The 15042-nt window shown below is 65.6% G+C and carries 12 protein-coding genes and 1 pseudogene; 10 read left to right on the top strand and 3 right to left on the bottom strand.

Translation table 11 applies throughout. The features are described from left to right. Window positions 1-940 (bottom strand): MFS transporter (locus VHB27_RS05815; protein ID WP_325598136.1); only part of this gene is annotated, 940 nt, incomplete at its 3' end. Between the two features lie 728 nt (window positions 941-1668). Here VHB27_RS05815 and VHB27_RS05810 point away from each other — a divergent pair. The 6 genes from VHB27_RS05810 to VHB27_RS05785 all read left to right on the top strand — a co-directional run bounded on the left by VHB27_RS05810 (window position 1669) and on the right by VHB27_RS05785 (window position 8694). After that, complete coding sequence (locus VHB27_RS05810) at window positions 1669-3042, top strand: MFS transporter (RefSeq protein WP_325598134.1); 1374 nt, start codon at window positions 1669-1671, stop codon at window positions 3040-3042. A gap of 166 nt (window positions 3043-3208) precedes the next feature. Next, entirely contained in the window at window positions 3209-3892 is a 684-nt protein-coding gene (gene purQ / locus VHB27_RS05805; protein WP_325598132.1) for a phosphoribosylformylglycinamidine synthase subunit PurQ, read from the top strand. Between the two features lie 88 nt (window positions 3893-3980). Further along, on the top strand, window positions 3981-6203 hold the full coding sequence (gene purL / locus VHB27_RS05800; protein WP_325598130.1) for a phosphoribosylformylglycinamidine synthase subunit PurL: 2223 nt from the start codon (window positions 3981-3983) through the stop codon (window positions 6201-6203). Further along, a complete protein-coding gene (locus tag VHB27_RS05795) occupies window positions 6203-6436 on the top strand; it encodes a BolA family protein (protein WP_325598128.1) in 234 nt (77 codons plus the stop codon). Before purL ends, VHB27_RS05795 begins: the two co-directional genes overlap by 1 nt. 22 nt (window positions 6437-6458) lie before the next feature. Continuing rightward, on the top strand, window positions 6459-6815 hold the full coding sequence (grxD, locus tag VHB27_RS05790) for a Grx4 family monothiol glutaredoxin (RefSeq protein ID WP_325598140.1): 357 nt from the start codon (window positions 6459-6461) through the stop codon (window positions 6813-6815). 361 nt (window positions 6816-7176) lie between these two features. Then, window positions 7177-8694 carry a DegQ family serine endoprotease gene (locus VHB27_RS05785; RefSeq protein WP_325598126.1) on the top strand — a complete coding sequence of 506 codons (1518 nt, stop codon included), beginning with the start codon at window positions 7177-7179 and terminating at the stop codon, window positions 8692-8694. Between the two features lie 385 nt (window positions 8695-9079). Here the strand turns inward: VHB27_RS05785 and VHB27_RS05780 are convergent. Continuing rightward, window positions 9080-10030: pseudogene (locus tag VHB27_RS05780) on the bottom strand (MFS transporter); the annotation flags it as partial. 282 nt (window positions 10031-10312) lie between these two features. On the opposite strand from VHB27_RS05780, the gene VHB27_RS05775 reads away from it, so the two are divergent. Beyond that, complete coding sequence (locus VHB27_RS05775; protein ID WP_325598124.1) at window positions 10313-11782, top strand: aldehyde dehydrogenase family protein; 1470 nt, start codon at window positions 10313-10315, stop codon at window positions 11780-11782. Here VHB27_RS05775 and VHB27_RS05770 read toward each other — a convergent pair. Beyond that, the gene (locus VHB27_RS05770; RefSeq protein ID WP_325598138.1) at window positions 11773-12396 is read right to left on the bottom strand and encodes a CGNR zinc finger domain-containing protein; all 624 of its coding nucleotides are present in this window, start codon (window positions 12394-12396) and stop codon (window positions 11773-11775) included. The genes VHB27_RS05775 and VHB27_RS05770 overlap by 10 nt on opposite strands. Window positions 12397-12529: 133 nt before the next feature. Between VHB27_RS05770 and VHB27_RS05765 the strand changes: the two genes are divergently transcribed. From VHB27_RS05765 to VHB27_RS05755, 3 genes are all read left to right on the top strand, one after another. Continuing rightward, window positions 12530-13225: an alpha/beta fold hydrolase gene (locus VHB27_RS05765; protein WP_325598122.1), complete on the top strand. Its 696-nt coding sequence runs from the start codon at window positions 12530-12532 to the stop codon at window positions 13223-13225. Between the two features lie 109 nt (window positions 13226-13334). Beyond that, a complete protein-coding gene (locus VHB27_RS05760) occupies window positions 13335-14180 on the top strand; it encodes an alpha/beta fold hydrolase (RefSeq protein WP_325598120.1) in 846 nt (281 codons plus the stop codon). Between the two features lie 17 nt (window positions 14181-14197). After that, on the top strand, window positions 14198-14968 hold the full coding sequence (locus tag VHB27_RS05755) for an SDR family oxidoreductase (RefSeq protein ID WP_325598118.1): 771 nt from the start codon (window positions 14198-14200) through the stop codon (window positions 14966-14968). Window positions 14969-15042 lie beyond the last annotated feature (74 nt).

Here is a 15042-nt window from a genome sequence, read left to right as displayed (position 1 = left end):
TGCCCAGCACCGAGCCGACCGGCGCACCCAGTCCCATCACGGCGGTGAATGCCAGCGTCGCGACGATGCCATGGCCTTGCTTGACCAGGAAGGTCGGCAGCCAGCCGTTGAACCCGTACAGCACCACGGTCGTCGTGACGGCCGTCAGGACGGCCAGCACGGTCCGGCGCAGCATCTGGGGGGAAAACAGGTAGGACAGGCGATCGGGGATGGCGGACGTATCGACAACCCTGCGATCGGGGGCAGGGAGGCTGGCCGCGCCGCCGCATTCGGCCTCGATGGCAGACAGAATGGCCTCGGCTTCCGCCATGCGGCCTTTCGATTCGAGCCAGCGCGGCGACTCAGGCATGTTCTTCCGTGCGATCCAGACACCAAGGGCACCGATGCCGACGATCAGGAACATGTAGCGCCAGCCGATGGTCGGGATCACCGCAAGGCTGACGAAGCCGGTCGCTGTGACCGCCAGGTTGGTGAACAGCGACAAGAGGCCGACCCAGCGGCCGCGGTAGGCCGGGGGGATGAACTCGGCCAGCGTGCTGTAGCCGACGACGATCTCGGCGCCGAGGCCGATGCCCATGAACAGGCGCAGCCAGATCAGCACCTGCATGCTGGGTGCGAACACTGCGGCCAGGGAGGCCAGTCCGAAGATCGCCAGGTTGATCTGGTACGACACGCGCCGGCCAAGCCAGTCGCCGACAAGGCCGGCGGCGGCGGCGCCGATCAGCATGCCGAGGAAGGTGTTGGAGAGGAACTGCGCGTTGATCGCCGGCGTGGACCAGCCGTCATGCACGAGCGCGCCCAGCAGGCTGCCTTGCAGATAGATATCGAACGCATCGAAGAACATGCCCGCCGCGATCAATGCGAGGATGCGGCGATGGAACGCACCGAGGGGCAGCCGGTCCAGGCGCGGACCGGCATTGACGGCAGCCAGTTGGGACATGGTTTCCTTCCGAAGGGGGTGCGTTGCTTGCGTGCATCGTCACGCGGGACTCGGAGGAAGGCAAGTCCGCTTGGTTCGGTCAGGGGTTCTTCCGGTCGGGAGGGAGTTACGGTAACGGGGGGTATCGGGGTGCCGGCGCGGCTTGGGGACGCCGATGCCTCTTCCGTCGTGCCGGGCCTTTGGCGATCGGTGCTGGGACAGTTGAGTGGTCTTGGTCATCTGTCGAGGCGGTTGATGGCAAAGCGATTCAACACAGGTGGGCACGGATGAACGCAGATGAGCACAGTCTCCGGGGCGGGTGTGGTGCCTCCGGATTCCTTGTCCGAGGCCAGGCGGCACGTCAGCAGACCCCGGAGAAGCTGCGTTCATCCGTGCCGTCTGTGTCAAAAAATCCCAGTTTCAACCAAAAGCGTTTTGACCCGGGGTCATCATGCCATTCAAGCGTCACGCGCCGCCGATTTGGTATCGCCATGCAACCATACCCTCAGGAGGAGTATCCGTATCGACGGAAACAAAACAACGATACGATGAACTAACGAAAACTTGCCTAACGATTTCCGCGCATCGGGCCGTAACGAAGCCGGATCGGATCTGGCGGTATATCGCCACCGGCAGCTCTGCCAATCTTGACGAGCCTCCCGCGCCAACGCAGCATTCTCGCCCACAGGACCAGCGAGCGTGCGCTCCTTGATCCGAAAAGAACAATATGGGGTAGGGAGCCACCGTTCATGTCGACCACCGTCCCTCAGCAGGCCGCCTCCCAGGCGGCCATGGACAGCGCCGTCCGACATCTTGCCAGTACGTACGCGCCGAAGGGCAATTATATCGGCATCCTGATGCTCGCCTCGCTCTTCGTCGAAGCTTGGGATTTCTACTCGATCGCCTTCGTCCTGACGTTCATCCGCGAGCAATACAATCCGCCCGTCGTCCTGCTCGGCCTCAGCGCCGCCGGCGTGCAGGCCGGTGCGCTGGTCGGCGCCGTCCTCGGCGGCTGGCTGACCGACAAGCTCGGGCGGCGCGTGATGTTCATCGCCAGCATCGCGCTGTTCATCGTCCTCGCGCTGGCCCAGGCTTTTTCCACCAGCGTCGAGATGCTGCTGGCCATTCGTTTCGTTCTCGGCATCCCGCTCGGCGCCGATGTCACCACCGGCTATACCTACATCATGGAATACCTGCCCACAGGCCGGCGAGAGGTCATGGGCAACCGCTGGCAGGTCATGTTCGCAGCCGGGCAGGTCGTATGCTCGATCGTCGTGGCGCTGTTCCTGGTCTTCGGCATGTCGCACGAACTGATCTGGCGCGTCGTGCTCGGCCTGGGCGCGGTGCCGGCGCTGATCATCCTGCTGATGCGCGCCGACCTGCCGGAAACGGCGATCTGGCTGGTCCGCCAGGGGCGGTTCCGGGAGGCCAAGGTCGTCTCGCGCCGGATGTACAACGACGACCTGGCGATGCTGCCGGACGCCGACATGGTCATCCGTAAACCCAGGGTGACCGAGTTCCTGCACGACCTGCGCCAGGACCCGCTGCGCTGGCGTGCCGCGCTCTATGCCTGGATCTCCTTCTTCTGCTGCGGCGGGCAGTTCTCCACCTTCGGGTTCTACATCCCGGTGGTCTTCATGATGGTCGGCGTGTCGTCACTGATCGGCACCAGCCTGATGACCGGCCTGATCTGGTTCATCGCCGGCATCGCCGCTTGGGTCGGTCCGGCGGTGCTGCCCAAGCTTGGGCATCGCGGGATCGGGATCTGGGGATTCGCTACGGTCATCGTCGGGCTGCTGCTCGCGGCGTTTGCGCTCTACACGGGCCGCACGCTGCTGCTGCCGTTCGCCGCGGCGATCGTGATGTGGGGGCACATCTGGGCGGTGACCAATCCGCTGACGATCGCCACCGTCGTGTCGCGTGCGCAGTACCGGGGCATCGTCGGCGGCGTCACCTATGTCTTCAACAAGCTGACGGTGTTCATGGGGATTTTCCTTTTCCCCTCGCTGTTCGCCGCGATCGGCCAGGCCAATGCCACCGTGTTCGTGCTGATCTTCCCGGTCACGGCGCTGCTGGCCGCGGTCTTCCTGTTCCGCGAGGTCTACGGATTCCAACTGGACTGATCCGGCGGCTTGTCTTCCGGAACCTGTTCCCTCGGGTCTGCCCTTGGGGCAGCCCCCGTCGGCCTCCCCGGCGGCCAAGCTTCGTTGTCGTGGCGTCGCGACGGCGCTAAACACCAGGTCACGAGCAACGCCCCCGACTACCCCCCTGAGGCACGGACAGGACCGCATGACCCCCGGCATCATCCTCTTCCCCGGCATCAACCGAGAGCGTGACATGGCAATCGCGCTGGAGGCATCGTTCGGCCGCAAGCCGCGGATGCTGTGGCACAAGGACACCGACCTGTCCGGGGTCGACCTGGTGGTGATTCCGGGCGGCTTCTCCTTCGGCGACTACCTGCGCTGTGGCGCGATGGCCGCGCAGTCGCCGATCATGCGCGCGGTCAGGGACCACGCCGACCGGGGCGGCTACGTCCTGGGGGTCTGCAACGGCTTCCAGATCCTGGTCGAGGCCGGCATCCTGCCTGGCGCGCTGCTGCGCAACGCCTCGCTGCGTTTCCTGTCGATGGACTGCCACCTGAAGGTCGAGCGGGCGGACACGGTCTTCACCAGCCGCTACCAACTCGGTCAGACATTCCGAGCGGTGATGGCGCATGGGGATGGGAACTATTTCGCGGATGACGCGACGCTGGACCGGTTGGAAGGGGAGAACCGGGTCGCCTTCCGCTACGCCACGAAAACGGGCGACGTCGCGGCCGAGGCCAATCTGAACGGCTCCGCCCGCGCCATCGCCGGCATCTACAGCCCGAACCTGCGGGTGCTGGGCCTGATGCCGCACCCCGAGGATCTGGTGGACCCGCTGATGGGCGGGGACGACGGGAAACCGCTATTCGACGCGCTGGCCGCGGCGTAGGGCGGGCCCTCCCCTCGTTGGCATGGCGAAGGCACTACCCCGACAGGGATGGCGAACCGCCCGGTCGGCCTTTATACAGCCGTTTCCGATGACCGACGCATCCTCCTCCACACCCGCCGTTGACGAATCCCTGGCTCGCAGCTTCGGCCTCAGTGCCGAGGAATACGGCCGTGTCCTCTCGATCATGGGCAATCGCCCGCCGACGCTGACCGAACTCGGCATCTTCAGCGTGATGTGGTCGGAGCATTGCAGCTACAAATCCAGCCGCGTCTGGCTGAAGCAGCTTCCGACCAAGGCGTCCTGGGTGATCCACGGCCCCGGCGAGAACGCCGGCGTCGTTGATATCGGCGACGACCTTGCCGCCATCTTCAAGATGGAGAGCCATAACCACCCGTCGTTCATCGAACCCTACCAGGGCGCGGCGACCGGGGTCGGGGGCATACTCCGCGACGTGTTCACGATGGGCGCGCGCCCGATCGCCAACCTGAACGCGCTGCGTTTCGGCCGGCCGGAGAACCCGCGCACGAAGCGCGTCGTCGACGGCGTGGTGCGCGGCATCGGCGGCTATGGCAACTGCGTCGGCGTGCCCACCGTGGGCGGGGAGATCAACTTCCACCCGGCCTATGACGGCAACCCGCTGATCAACGCCATGACGGTGGGGATCGCGCGCAAGGACCGCATCTTCCTCTCCGCGGCCGCCGGCATCGGCAACCCGGTGGTCTATGTCGGCTCCAAGACCGGCCGCGACGGCATCCATGGTGCGACCATGGCCTCGGCCGAGTTCTCCGCCGACAGCGAGGAAAAGCGCCCCACCGTCCAGATCGGCGATCCGTTCACCGAAAAGCTGCTGATCGAGGCGTGCCTGGAGTTGATGGCCACCGATGCGATCGTCGCCATCCAGGACATGGGCGCCGCCGGCCTGACCAGCAGCAGCGTGGAGATGGCGGGGAAGGGCGGTGTCGGGATCGAACTGGACCTCGACAACGTGCCGGCGCGCGAGACAGGCATGAGCGCCTATGAGTTCATGCTGTCGGAAAGCCAGGAGCGGATGCTGATGATCATCCGTCCGGACCGCGAGCAGCTTGCCCGCGACATCTTCGCCAAATGGGACCTGGACTTCGCCGTCATCGGCCGGATCACCGACACCGGCCGCATCACCGTTCGCCACAAGGGCCAGGTCGAGGCCGATATCCCGCTGGCGCCACTGAACGACCAGGCGCCGCTTTATACGCGCCCGACCACCGCCTCGCCGCGGTTGGAGAAGCTGAACCCGGCGCGGATCGAGGACCGGTTCGGCCTGACGCGGGCGCTGAAGACGCTGGTGGCGTGTCCCGACCTGTGCTCGCGCGCCTGGGTCTGGGATCAGTACGACAGCACGGTCGGCGGCCAGACCGTGAAGCGCCCCGGCGCGGCGGACGCGGCGGTGGTGAAGCTGGAAGGCCTGAAGCGGGCGCTCGCGCTGACCACCGACTGCACCCCCCGCTACTGCCAGGCCGATCCCGAAACCGGCGGCACCCAGGCGGTGGCCGAAGCGTGGCGCAACATCACCGCCGTCGGCGCGAAGCCGCTGGCGATCACTGACAACATGAATTTCGGCAATCCGGAAAAGCCCGAGATCATGGGCCAGTTCGCCGCCGCCATCCGCGGTATGGCCGCTGCGTGCGAGGCGCTGGAGTTCCCGGTCGTGTCCGGCAACGTCTCGCTCTACAACGAGACCGAGGGCAAAGGTATCCTGCCCACCCCCGCGATCGGCGGCCTCGGCGTGCTGGAAGACGCGGCCCAGGCGGTGGGGCTGGCCTTGCCGCCTTGGCTTGACCTCATCCTGATCGGTCAAACCACCGGGTGGCTCGGCCAGTCGCTGTGGCTGCGCGAGATCGCGAGGCGGGAAGACGGCGCGCCGCCGCCGGTGGACCTGAAAGCGGAACGTGCCAACGGTGACTTCGTGCGGGCGCGCATCCTGGACGGATCCATCCGCGCGTGCCACGACGTGTCCGATGGCGGGATTCTGGTGGCGCTGGCCGAGATGGCCATGGCCAGCGGGGTCGGGGCCCGCGTCCTGGCGCAACCCCGCGACGTTCCCGGCCACGCTTTCTGGTTCGGTGAGGACCAGGGCCGCTATATTATCGCCGTCCCTGACGCCGCCACGCTGCTGCGCCAGGCCGAGGCGGCGGGCGTGCCGGCGATGCGCCTGGGTACTTCGGGCGGGCAGGATTTGACATTGCCGGATGGGGGTACGCTATCGGTTATGGACCTGCGCGCTGCCCATGCGCGCTTCTTCCCGACCTGGATGGCCGAAAAGGACGCGAACTGATGGCGATGGAGGCGAGCGAGATCGAGGCCCTGATTAAGGAGGCCTTGCCCGATGCGAAGGTGACCGTCGAGGATCTGGCTGGCGACGGCGACCACTACGCCGCCACCGTGATCAGCGACCAGTTCCGCGGTCTCTCGCGCGTCCGTCAGCACCAGATCGTCTATGCCGCACTGCGCGGGCGGATGGGCGGCGCATTGCACGCCCTTGCATTGCAGACCTCGGCACCCGAATAATGATATGACGATCACGTGGCGTATGGCGCCGCAGCAGGAGAATTCCCCCGTGTCCGACATCGCAGAGCGTATCCAGAGCGACATCAGCAAGAACGACGTGTTCCTGTATATGAAGGGCACGCCGATGTTCCCGCAATGCGGCTTCTCGGCCCGCGTTGTGCAGATCCTGAGCCATATGGGTGTGCCCTTCCAGTCGGCGAACGTGCTGGAGGACATGGAACTGCGTGAGGGCATCAAGCAGTTCAGCCAGTGGCCAACCATTCCGCAGCTCTACGTGAAGGGCGAGTTCGTCGGCGGCTGCGACATCGTGACCGAGATGTTCCAGACCGGCGAGTTGGAGACGCTGCTGAAGGAGCAGGGCGTCGCGGTGAAGGCCTGATCCAGGGGCCGTTGGGCCGCGGGAGCTTGATCCAAGACCTTGGTATCTGTGTCTCGCTTCCTTATGAGCGTCAGGACAGCGCCCACGCAGGGCCGTCGTCTGTCATGGACCGGCTTAGCCGGGCCATCTGGTGCCGCAACGGAACGAGATGGCCCGGCCAAGCCGGTCCATGACGGGGGGAGGTGGTCTTGCCAGGCGAGATGCCCTTGCATTCTGCCGCGCGCCAGCGCGAAAGCGGCGCCGTTGCCCAACGGACAACACATTAACTTTCCATCATCGCATCCCCACATGATTTTCATGCGGTAAGTTGCTAAGCCGCTTTGAGGGCCAGTTGCGGCCAAGCCGTCAGGAAATTTTCATCATGCGTCCTTACCGCTCCTCCATTGCCCGAGCTGTGATGCTCGGCGTGTCGCTTTCCCTGGCCGTACCGCCGGTCGCGTTGGCGCCGCTGACCGCCGTGGCCCGGCCAGCGCCGGACAGCTTCGCCGACCTCGCCGCAAAATTGCTGCCGGCGGTGGTCAACGTCTCTTCCAGCCAAGTGATCACCGCGCGCAACGGCGTCGGGCCCGAGATGCCGATTTTCCCGCCGGGTTCGCCGTTCGAGCAGTTTTTCAAGGACTTCCTCAACCGCAACCGTCCCGGCCAGCGCGGCGGCAATGACCAGCCCCCGCCGGAGCGGCGGGCGCAGTCGCTGGGATCCGGCTTCATCATCGATCCTTCCGGCTACATCGTGACCAACAACCATGTCATCGAGGGGGCGGACGAGGTCTCGGTGACCCTGCAGGACAACACCATCCTCAAGGCGAAGATCGTCGGGCGTGACGAAAGCGGCGACCTCGCGCTGCTGAAGGTCGACGCGGGCAAGCCGCTGCCGACGGTGTCGTTCGGCGATTCCTCGACGATGCGGGTCGGAGACTGGGTGCTGGCGATCGGCAACCCGTTCGGCCTGGGCGGCACGGTGACGGCCGGCATCGTCTCGGCGCGCGGTCGTGACATCCATCAGGGTCAGTATGACGACTTCATCCAGACTGACGCGGCGATCAACCGCGGCAACTCGGGCGGCCCGCTGTTCAACATGGACGGCCAGGTGATCGGCATCAACACGGCGATCTTCTCCCCGTCGGGGGGGTCGATCGGTATCGGCTTCTCGATCCCGTCGGACATGGCGAAGAAGGTCATCTCCGACCTGCGGGAGTATGGTCACGCGCGGCGCGGCTGGCTGGGCGTGAAAATCCAGCAGGTGACGCCGGACATCGCCGAGAGCCTGGGGCTGAAGGACGCGGCCGGGGCCATGGTCGCCGGCGTGACGGACGGTGGTCCGGCCGAGAGGGCGAAGATCCACAGCGGCGACATCATCCTGAAATTCGACGGCCACGACGTAAAGGAGATGCACAACCTGCCGCGCATCGTCGGCGATACGGATGTCGGCAAGGAAGTGCCCGTCGTCCTGTGGCGTGACGGCAAGGAGGTCACGGTCGAGACCACCCTGGCCGAGCGCCCCTCCGACGAGAAACTGGCTGCCGCCGACCAGCCGGCCCAGCCTGATAACGGAACGAGGCCGACCGACATCGCGGGTCTGGGCATGAAGGTCGCGCCGGTGAGCCAGGACCTGAAGGACAAGTACCAGCTCAACAGCGACCAGAAGGGCGTGGTGATCACTGATGTTGCGCCGAACACCCCGGCCGCTGAGCGCGGGTTGAAGCCTGGCGACGTCATCATGGAAGTACAGCAGAACCAGGTCGCCTCGGCCGGGGACGTGCAGAAGCAGGTTGAGGCGGCACGCAAGGCCGATCGGAAGAACGTGCTGATGCTGATTCAGCGGGAAGGCGGCGTTCAGTACGTGCCGCTGTCGCTGTCCAAGGTAAAGCAGCCTGGGTGATCCAGGCCTGTTCCATCGTGACGGCGCGGACCGTCCTCGTTGCAGCCTGGGCCCCCTCGCCATGGCCGGCCTTGTGCCGGCCATGGCGAATGAGGCGCCGAGGCCGTTGTCGGCCCGGATAACCCGGCACGACCACCCCCACCGGACGGCGGGTCATCGTCAGCGTGATCAGGGCCCCGCAGACCAGCAGCGCGCCGGCCGTGACGAACGCGCTGGTGAAGCTGTGCGTCGTCGCCACGATGTATCCGGTCACGATCGGCGCCGCGAGGCCGAAGATGTTGCCGCCCAACTGGATCCATCCGATCGCCGTGCCGATGCTCTTGCCGGCATGCAGCAAGTCGTTGGTCAGCCCATAGGTGTTCACGAACACGCTCTGCACGCAGGCGAGCGAGACCGTGATCTCCAGCAGCAGCAGCGACTCCGAGGCGGTGAACGGCGCCAGCACCATCACCGCCGCGCCGGCGGCGAAGATCACCACCGCGTAGCGCCGCTTGCCGGCGCTGACCGATTCCGCCGTCAGCATGCTGTCGCAGACCCGGCCGAACACCAGCGTCAGGACCACCGCGCCCAGATAGCAGATCGCCGTCTGCATGCCCGAATGCATGATGTTGAGGCCGCGGCTCTGTACCAGGTAAGTCGGTAGCCAGGTCAGGAATAGGTACTGCGTGTAGTTGACGCAGCCTTGGACCAGGAACAAGCCCCACATTGTCTGGTAGCTCAGCAACTCCTTCAGCGGCATGTGCGTGGTGTCGGTGGTGCCGCCAGGCGCCCGTTCGGCCAGGATCATGTCCCGCTCTTCCCGCGACAGCCAGCGTGCGCCCTCGGGGTCGCGGAACAGCAGCAGCCAGGCGAGGATCCAAAGGAAGCCCATCGCGCCCGAGATGACGAATGCCATCCGCCAGCCCACCACCCCGATCAGCCACGCGCACACCACAGCCCCGAACGCGGTGCCGAACGCGGGACCGGAGCCGGAGATGGAAAAGGCCAGCGATCGCTCCCGCACTGGCGCCCATTCGCGGATCGCCCGCGCGGCCAGCGGGAAGGTCGGCGACTCGCCAATACCCAGCAGCAACCGGGTCGCGAACAGCGACGCGTAGTTGAAGGCGCCGCCGGCCAGCGCCGTCGCGGCCGACCATAGCGCGATACAGCGGGCGGCGGTCTTGCGTGTGCCCCATTTGTCCAGCACCAGCCCGGCGGGCAACTGGCAGGGCGCATAGCTCCAGATGAAAGAGGAGAGCAGGTAGCCGACGGCCACCGGGCTGAGCCCGAAGACGCGGATCAATTCCGGCGTGGCGATCGCAAGCACCGTGCGGTCGAAGTAATTGATCAATGTCATCGCGAACAACAGAAGATAAATAATGACCCGTTTACGCGGCATGGCCTGCGCGCGGGCGGCGATCGAATTGGACATTGTTCCTCCGTTTTTGCCCCGGTTCCCTGCGAGGCGACGGTGCCAGCATGCGGACGTCGCTGCAGGCGTCAACCATCGGGGCAGGTGGGGAGCCGGCAGTCCGCTTGACGGCACCGCGTTCGGCGTGGTTGGGAATAGCGCCTTTAGCCGCGCCCGGGCACACGTGAGTCCGGCATGGTCACGCCCGCCGCAAGCAAGCGAGGAAACATGTTGATCCAGACACCGAAAGACTTCGGCATCGGCCGCGGCCAGATTTTCGTCGGTGGTTCGTGGGTGGAGTCCGCCAGCACCGATCGTCGGGACATCCTCAATCCCAAGGACGAATCCGCCGTCGACGCGGTCGCCGCCGGCTCGGTCGAGGATGCAGACCGAGCGGTGGCGGCGGCGAAAAAGGCGCAGCCGGCATGGAACGCACTGACGCCGATGGAACGCGCCGGTTTCCTGCACAAGCTTGCCGCCCTGGTGGACGAGCACAACGAAGTGCTGGCGCAGATGCTGACGGCCGAGGGCGGCAAGCTGGTCGGCGAATCCCGCATCGATGCCCATTTCTGTTCGGCCCTGCTGCGCTATGCGGCTGAAAGTGCCAGGCGCCTGCAGGGGGAAATCCTGCCGGGCGAAGGCCACGACGAACAGATCTGGATCCAGCGCGTGCCCTTCGGCGTGGTCGCCGGCATCACCGCGTGGAATTTCCCCGCCGCACTGTTCGCCCGCAAGGTCGGCCCGTCGCTGGTGACCGGCAACACGGTGGTGATCAAGCCGCATGAGCTGACGCCGCTGACGACGCTCGTGCTAGGTGAACTGTGCCGCCGCGCGGGCTTCCCCGAAGGCGTGGTGAACATCGTGCCGGGGGATGGGCGGACGGTCGGCGCGCACCTGGTGTCGCACAAGGACACCGACCTGATCACCATGACCGGCAGCGTCCGCGCCGGCGGCGAGATTTATGCGCTGGGTGCCGCCCGGATCAAGCCGATCCGGCTGGAGCTGGGCGGCAAGGCGCCGTTCCTGGTGATGGAGGACGCGAATATCGACAAGGCGGTCGACGCGGCGGTCACCTCCAAGTTCTTCTATGGCGGGTCGGTCTGCACGTGTAATGACAGGATGTATCTGCACCGAAAGATCTATGACCAGTTCATGGAAAAATTCATCGCTAAGGTGAAGGCGCTGAAAGTGGGTGATCCCACCAGCGAAAATGTCCAGATCGGACCGCGCATCTCGCAGGTGGAGGTGCAGAAGCTGCAGGCCATGGTGGCGAAGGCGCTGGAGCAGAAGGCGACGCCGCTGCTCGACATGACCTCGCACGACGCGGCATTCTCCAAGGGCCATTGGGCGTTCCCGATGGTGCTGGGCGTGACGTCCAACGATGTGGCGATCATGCAGGAGGAGACGTTCGGCCCGGCCATCGCCGCCATGCCGGTCGACAGTTTCGACCAGGCGGTCGCCTTCGCGAACGACAGCGACTACGGTCTGTCCGCCTATCTGTTCACGCCCAGCAACCGGCTGATCATGCGGGCGGTGAACGAGTTGCAGTTCGGCGAGATCTACGTGAATCGTCCATCCGGCGAAAGCCCGCATGGGTTCCACACCGGCTATCGCAAGAGCGGCCTGGGCGGCGAGGATGGTCAGCACGGCGTAGAAGGTTACATGCGCAAGAAAACCATGTACAACAATTACGGTTGACCGGTCTGCAGCGCCTTCAGCCGCTCCCGATGGGCGGCCTGCTTGGCGCGGTTGCCACAGATTGCCATGCTGCACCACCGCCGAGCGTGGCGGCGCGTGTGGTCGGCGAACAGCAAGGTGCAGGCGGGTCCTTCGCAGGCTTTGACGTACGAAAAGTCCTCGGCGCAGACGAAGCGCGCCAGGGCCTCGCCGATCGGCAATAGCAGTGAGTCGGGGGAACGCCAGCGGCGCGTGGCCTGAAGCGACAGGCCCCCGTTCCCCTGTACGATCCGGCTGAAAGCGTCATCGCGTTCCAGCAGGCGGTTCAGCGGCTCCAGCTCTGCCAATGCGTCTGCTGGCAGGGGATGGCCCTTATGCTTCCGTACGAAACCTCTGAACCACTCGCGCAGGTGTCGCGCCTGATCGGCGACGTTGTCGAGTTCGCCGGGAAGGGCCTGGGCACGCACGGTCCGCAGCGCCTCCGGAGGCACAAGCTTGGCCTGGTTCAGCCAACCTAACAGCCCTTCGCCGTCGTCGATCCAGTCGATGGGGGTATCGACGGGAGTCGCGATCGAATTCAGGAAGTCCAGTCCCAGCGCATCGCCGATGAAAATCGCGGGTGGGCGTTCGGTCATCACAAGTCCTTGCTTCGGCGCCGGTTCCCGGCTGGCCATCACGAAATAACCGGACGAAGCTATCTTGACAAGTTATCTTCATTCGATGTAACCGCAATCGTGCCATGTAATAGGTTACTAGAGGAGAGTCGCGATGTCCCCGACCGAGATCAGCATCGTACTGGCCCACGGCGCCTGGGCCGACGGATCGAGCTGGGCCAAGGTGATCGCCCCCCTGGTCGCTGAAGGCCGCAAGGTGGTCGCGGCGCCTCTGCCGCTGACTTCATTCGCCGATGACGTGGCGGCGCTGGAGCGCACGATGGAACGTGCAGCAGGGCCGGTAGTGCTGGTGGGGCACGCCTATGCCGGCGCCGTCATCGCGGCGACGCGCGATCCGAAGGTGCGGGCGCTCGTGTATGTGGCCGCCCTGGCGCCGGACCAGGGCGAGACCGTCGCCGACGTCTTCTACCGGGCGGCGCCGCATCCGTTGGCCCCCAAGCTGGCACCGGATGGTCACGGGCTGATCTACCTGCCCGACACCGCCTTCGCCACGGCGTTCGCGCAGAATGCCGGTGCCGAGGACCTGGCGCTGCTGGCGGCGGTCCAGCGGCCGATCGCGCCCGCCTGCATCACCGTCCCCGTTGATCGGCCGCTGTGGAAGGACCGGCCGGCATGGTTCCTGGTGGCCGAGCAGGATCGCATGATCGTCCCCGAGACCCAGCACTTCATGGCGCAACGGATGAACGCTCGGGTCCGTTCCCTTGCCGTTGACCATGCGCCGCTGGTGACCGCGCCGTCCGTCGTCGTGGACGTGATCCAGGAGGCGATCGCCGGTGTTGCGGTGGGCTGATCGCGATACAATAGTAACCCATAAAAAAGTTATTGATAGGTTATTAACATTAACCATAACCGCTCTATCGCCAAAGGCGCGGTTACCATCGGACGGAAAGGAAAGCGCAATGACCATCATCACCTATCGCACCGCCGACGTGGACGGGTTCCAGGTCTTCTACCGGGAGGCCGGGACGAAGGGCGCGCCGAAGCTGCTGCTGCTTCACGGCTTCCCCTCCGCCAGCCATATGTTCCGCGACCTCGTCCCGTTGCTGGCCGATCGTTTCCACATCGTCGCGCCCGACCTGCCGGGCTTCGGGAAGTCCGACTTGCCGGGGCGCGGCCTGACGTTCGACCGCATCGCCGAAACGATCGACCGCTTTACCGAGGTCGTCGGCTTCGATCGTTACGCCATCTATGTCTTCGACTATGGCGCACCCACGGGCTTCCGCCTCGCGATCAGGCATCCGGACCGGATCACGGCGATCATCTCGCAGAATGGCAATGCCTATGAAGAAGGGTTGAGCGACGGCTGGAATCCGATCCGAGCGTATTGGGAAGACGGGTCGGAGGCGAACAGGGCGGCGTTGCGGGATTTCCTGAAGCCGGAAACGACCGTGTGGCAGTATACCCATGGCGTTTCCGATCCGACGAAGGTGTCGCCGGACGGCTACTCGCTGGACAATTTCTATATGGCCCGGCCGGGCGCGGATGAGGTACAACTCGACCTGTTCGGTGATTACAAGAGCAACGTCGCGCTCTATCCGGTCTTCCAGCAGTATTTCCGCACCCATAAGCCGCGCCTGCTCGCGGTCTGGGGGCGCAACGATCCGTTTTTCCTGCCGGCGGGGGCCGAGGCGTTCAAGCGCGACATCCCCACCGCTGTCGTGCGGTTCTTCGACACCGGACATTTCGCCCTGGAAACCCACGCGGCGGAGATCGCGGCGGCGATCCGCGACTTCCTGTCAGCCTGATCCAAGGAGGCTTTTCCATGGTCAAATCAGTTGCAATCGTGACGGGCGCCAGCCAGGGCATCGGCCAGGCGACCGCGGTCCGGCTCGCGCGCGACTTCCCAGCGCTGACGCTGGTGGCGCGCAATCGTTCCAACCTTGAACAGACGGCCCAGGCGGTGAAGGCAGCGGGCGCCGAGGTGCTGGTGATCGATGCCGACCTGGGCAAGCCCGATGCGGCCCAGCCCGTGGTCGACCGGACGCTCGCCGCGTTCGGCCGGATCGATGCGTTGTTGAACATTGCCGGCGCTGTGCCGCAGATTGATCTGTTCGAGATGACGGATGCGCAGTGGGACGGCGGCCTGGCGCTGAAGCTGCATGGCGCGCGGCGATTGACGATCGCCGCTTGGCCGGCGCTGAAGGAAGCCGGGGGATCGGTCGTGCTGATGTCGGGCAACTCGGCGCTGTTTCCCAAGGCGCCTTACGCGGCGGTCGGCACGATCAACGCGGCGATCGTCGCGCTGGCGAAGGCGTTCTCCGATCGCGGCATCACCGACGGGGTGCAGGTCAACAGCGTGCTGCCGGGGCCGGTGATGACGGGGCGGCGACGGTCCTACCTCCAGCACTGGGCGCCGTTGCATGGCATGACGGTCGAGGAAGCCACGGCGAAGTTTCCCCAGGAAGCCGGCATCGCGCGCTATGGCGAGCCGGAGGAGATCGCCGAACTGATGGCCTTCCTGGTGTCGCCCGGGGCGCGCTGGATGACCGGCTCGACGCTGCGCATGGATGGCGGCGAGGTGAAGTCGATCTGACCGTGGCGGCGGGAGACGAGGCATCTCCCGCCGCTGGACCGGTCAGGCGGATTGCGCCAGGTCCTGCGCCACCA

Source organism: Rhodopila sp. (assembly GCF_035548235.1).
Classification (GTDB): Bacteria; Pseudomonadota; Alphaproteobacteria; order Acetobacterales; family Acetobacteraceae; genus Rhodopila.
Note: the sequence above shows the minus strand (reverse complement) of the source record. Positions and strands in the feature narration are given on the sequence as shown.

Bases quoted from the DNA above. Each gene is read 5' to 3' on its own strand.
- VHB27_RS05810 (WP_325598134.1), top strand. From the start codon at position 1,669: ATGTCGACCACCGTCCCTCAGCAGGCCGCCTCCCAGGCGGCCATGGAC.
- grxD (WP_325598140.1), top strand. From the start codon at position 6,459: ATGGCGCCGCAGCAGGAGAATTCCCCCGTGTCCGACATCGCAGAGCGT.
- VHB27_RS05760 (WP_325598120.1), top strand. From the start codon at position 13,335: ATGACCATCATCACCTATCGCACCGCCGACGTGGACGGGTTCCAGGTC.
- VHB27_RS05785 (WP_325598126.1), top strand. From the start codon at position 7,177: ATGCGTCCTTACCGCTCCTCCATTGCCCGAGCTGTGATGCTCGGCGTG.
- purL (WP_325598130.1), top strand. From the start codon at position 3,981: ATGACCGACGCATCCTCCTCCACACCCGCCGTTGACGAATCCCTGGCT.
- VHB27_RS05775 (WP_325598124.1), top strand. From the start codon at position 10,313: ATGTTGATCCAGACACCGAAAGACTTCGGCATCGGCCGCGGCCAGATT.
- VHB27_RS05765 (WP_325598122.1), top strand. From the start codon at position 12,530: ATGTCCCCGACCGAGATCAGCATCGTACTGGCCCACGGCGCCTGGGCC.
- VHB27_RS05795 (WP_325598128.1), top strand. From the start codon at position 6,203: ATGGCGATGGAGGCGAGCGAGATCGAGGCCCTGATTAAGGAGGCCTTG.
- VHB27_RS05770 (WP_325598138.1), bottom strand. From the start codon at position 12,396: ATGACCGAACGCCCACCCGCGATTTTCATCGGCGATGCGCTGGGACTG.
- purQ (WP_325598132.1), top strand. From the start codon at position 3,209: ATGACCCCCGGCATCATCCTCTTCCCCGGCATCAACCGAGAGCGTGAC.
- VHB27_RS05755 (WP_325598118.1), top strand. From the start codon at position 14,198: ATGGTCAAATCAGTTGCAATCGTGACGGGCGCCAGCCAGGGCATCGGC.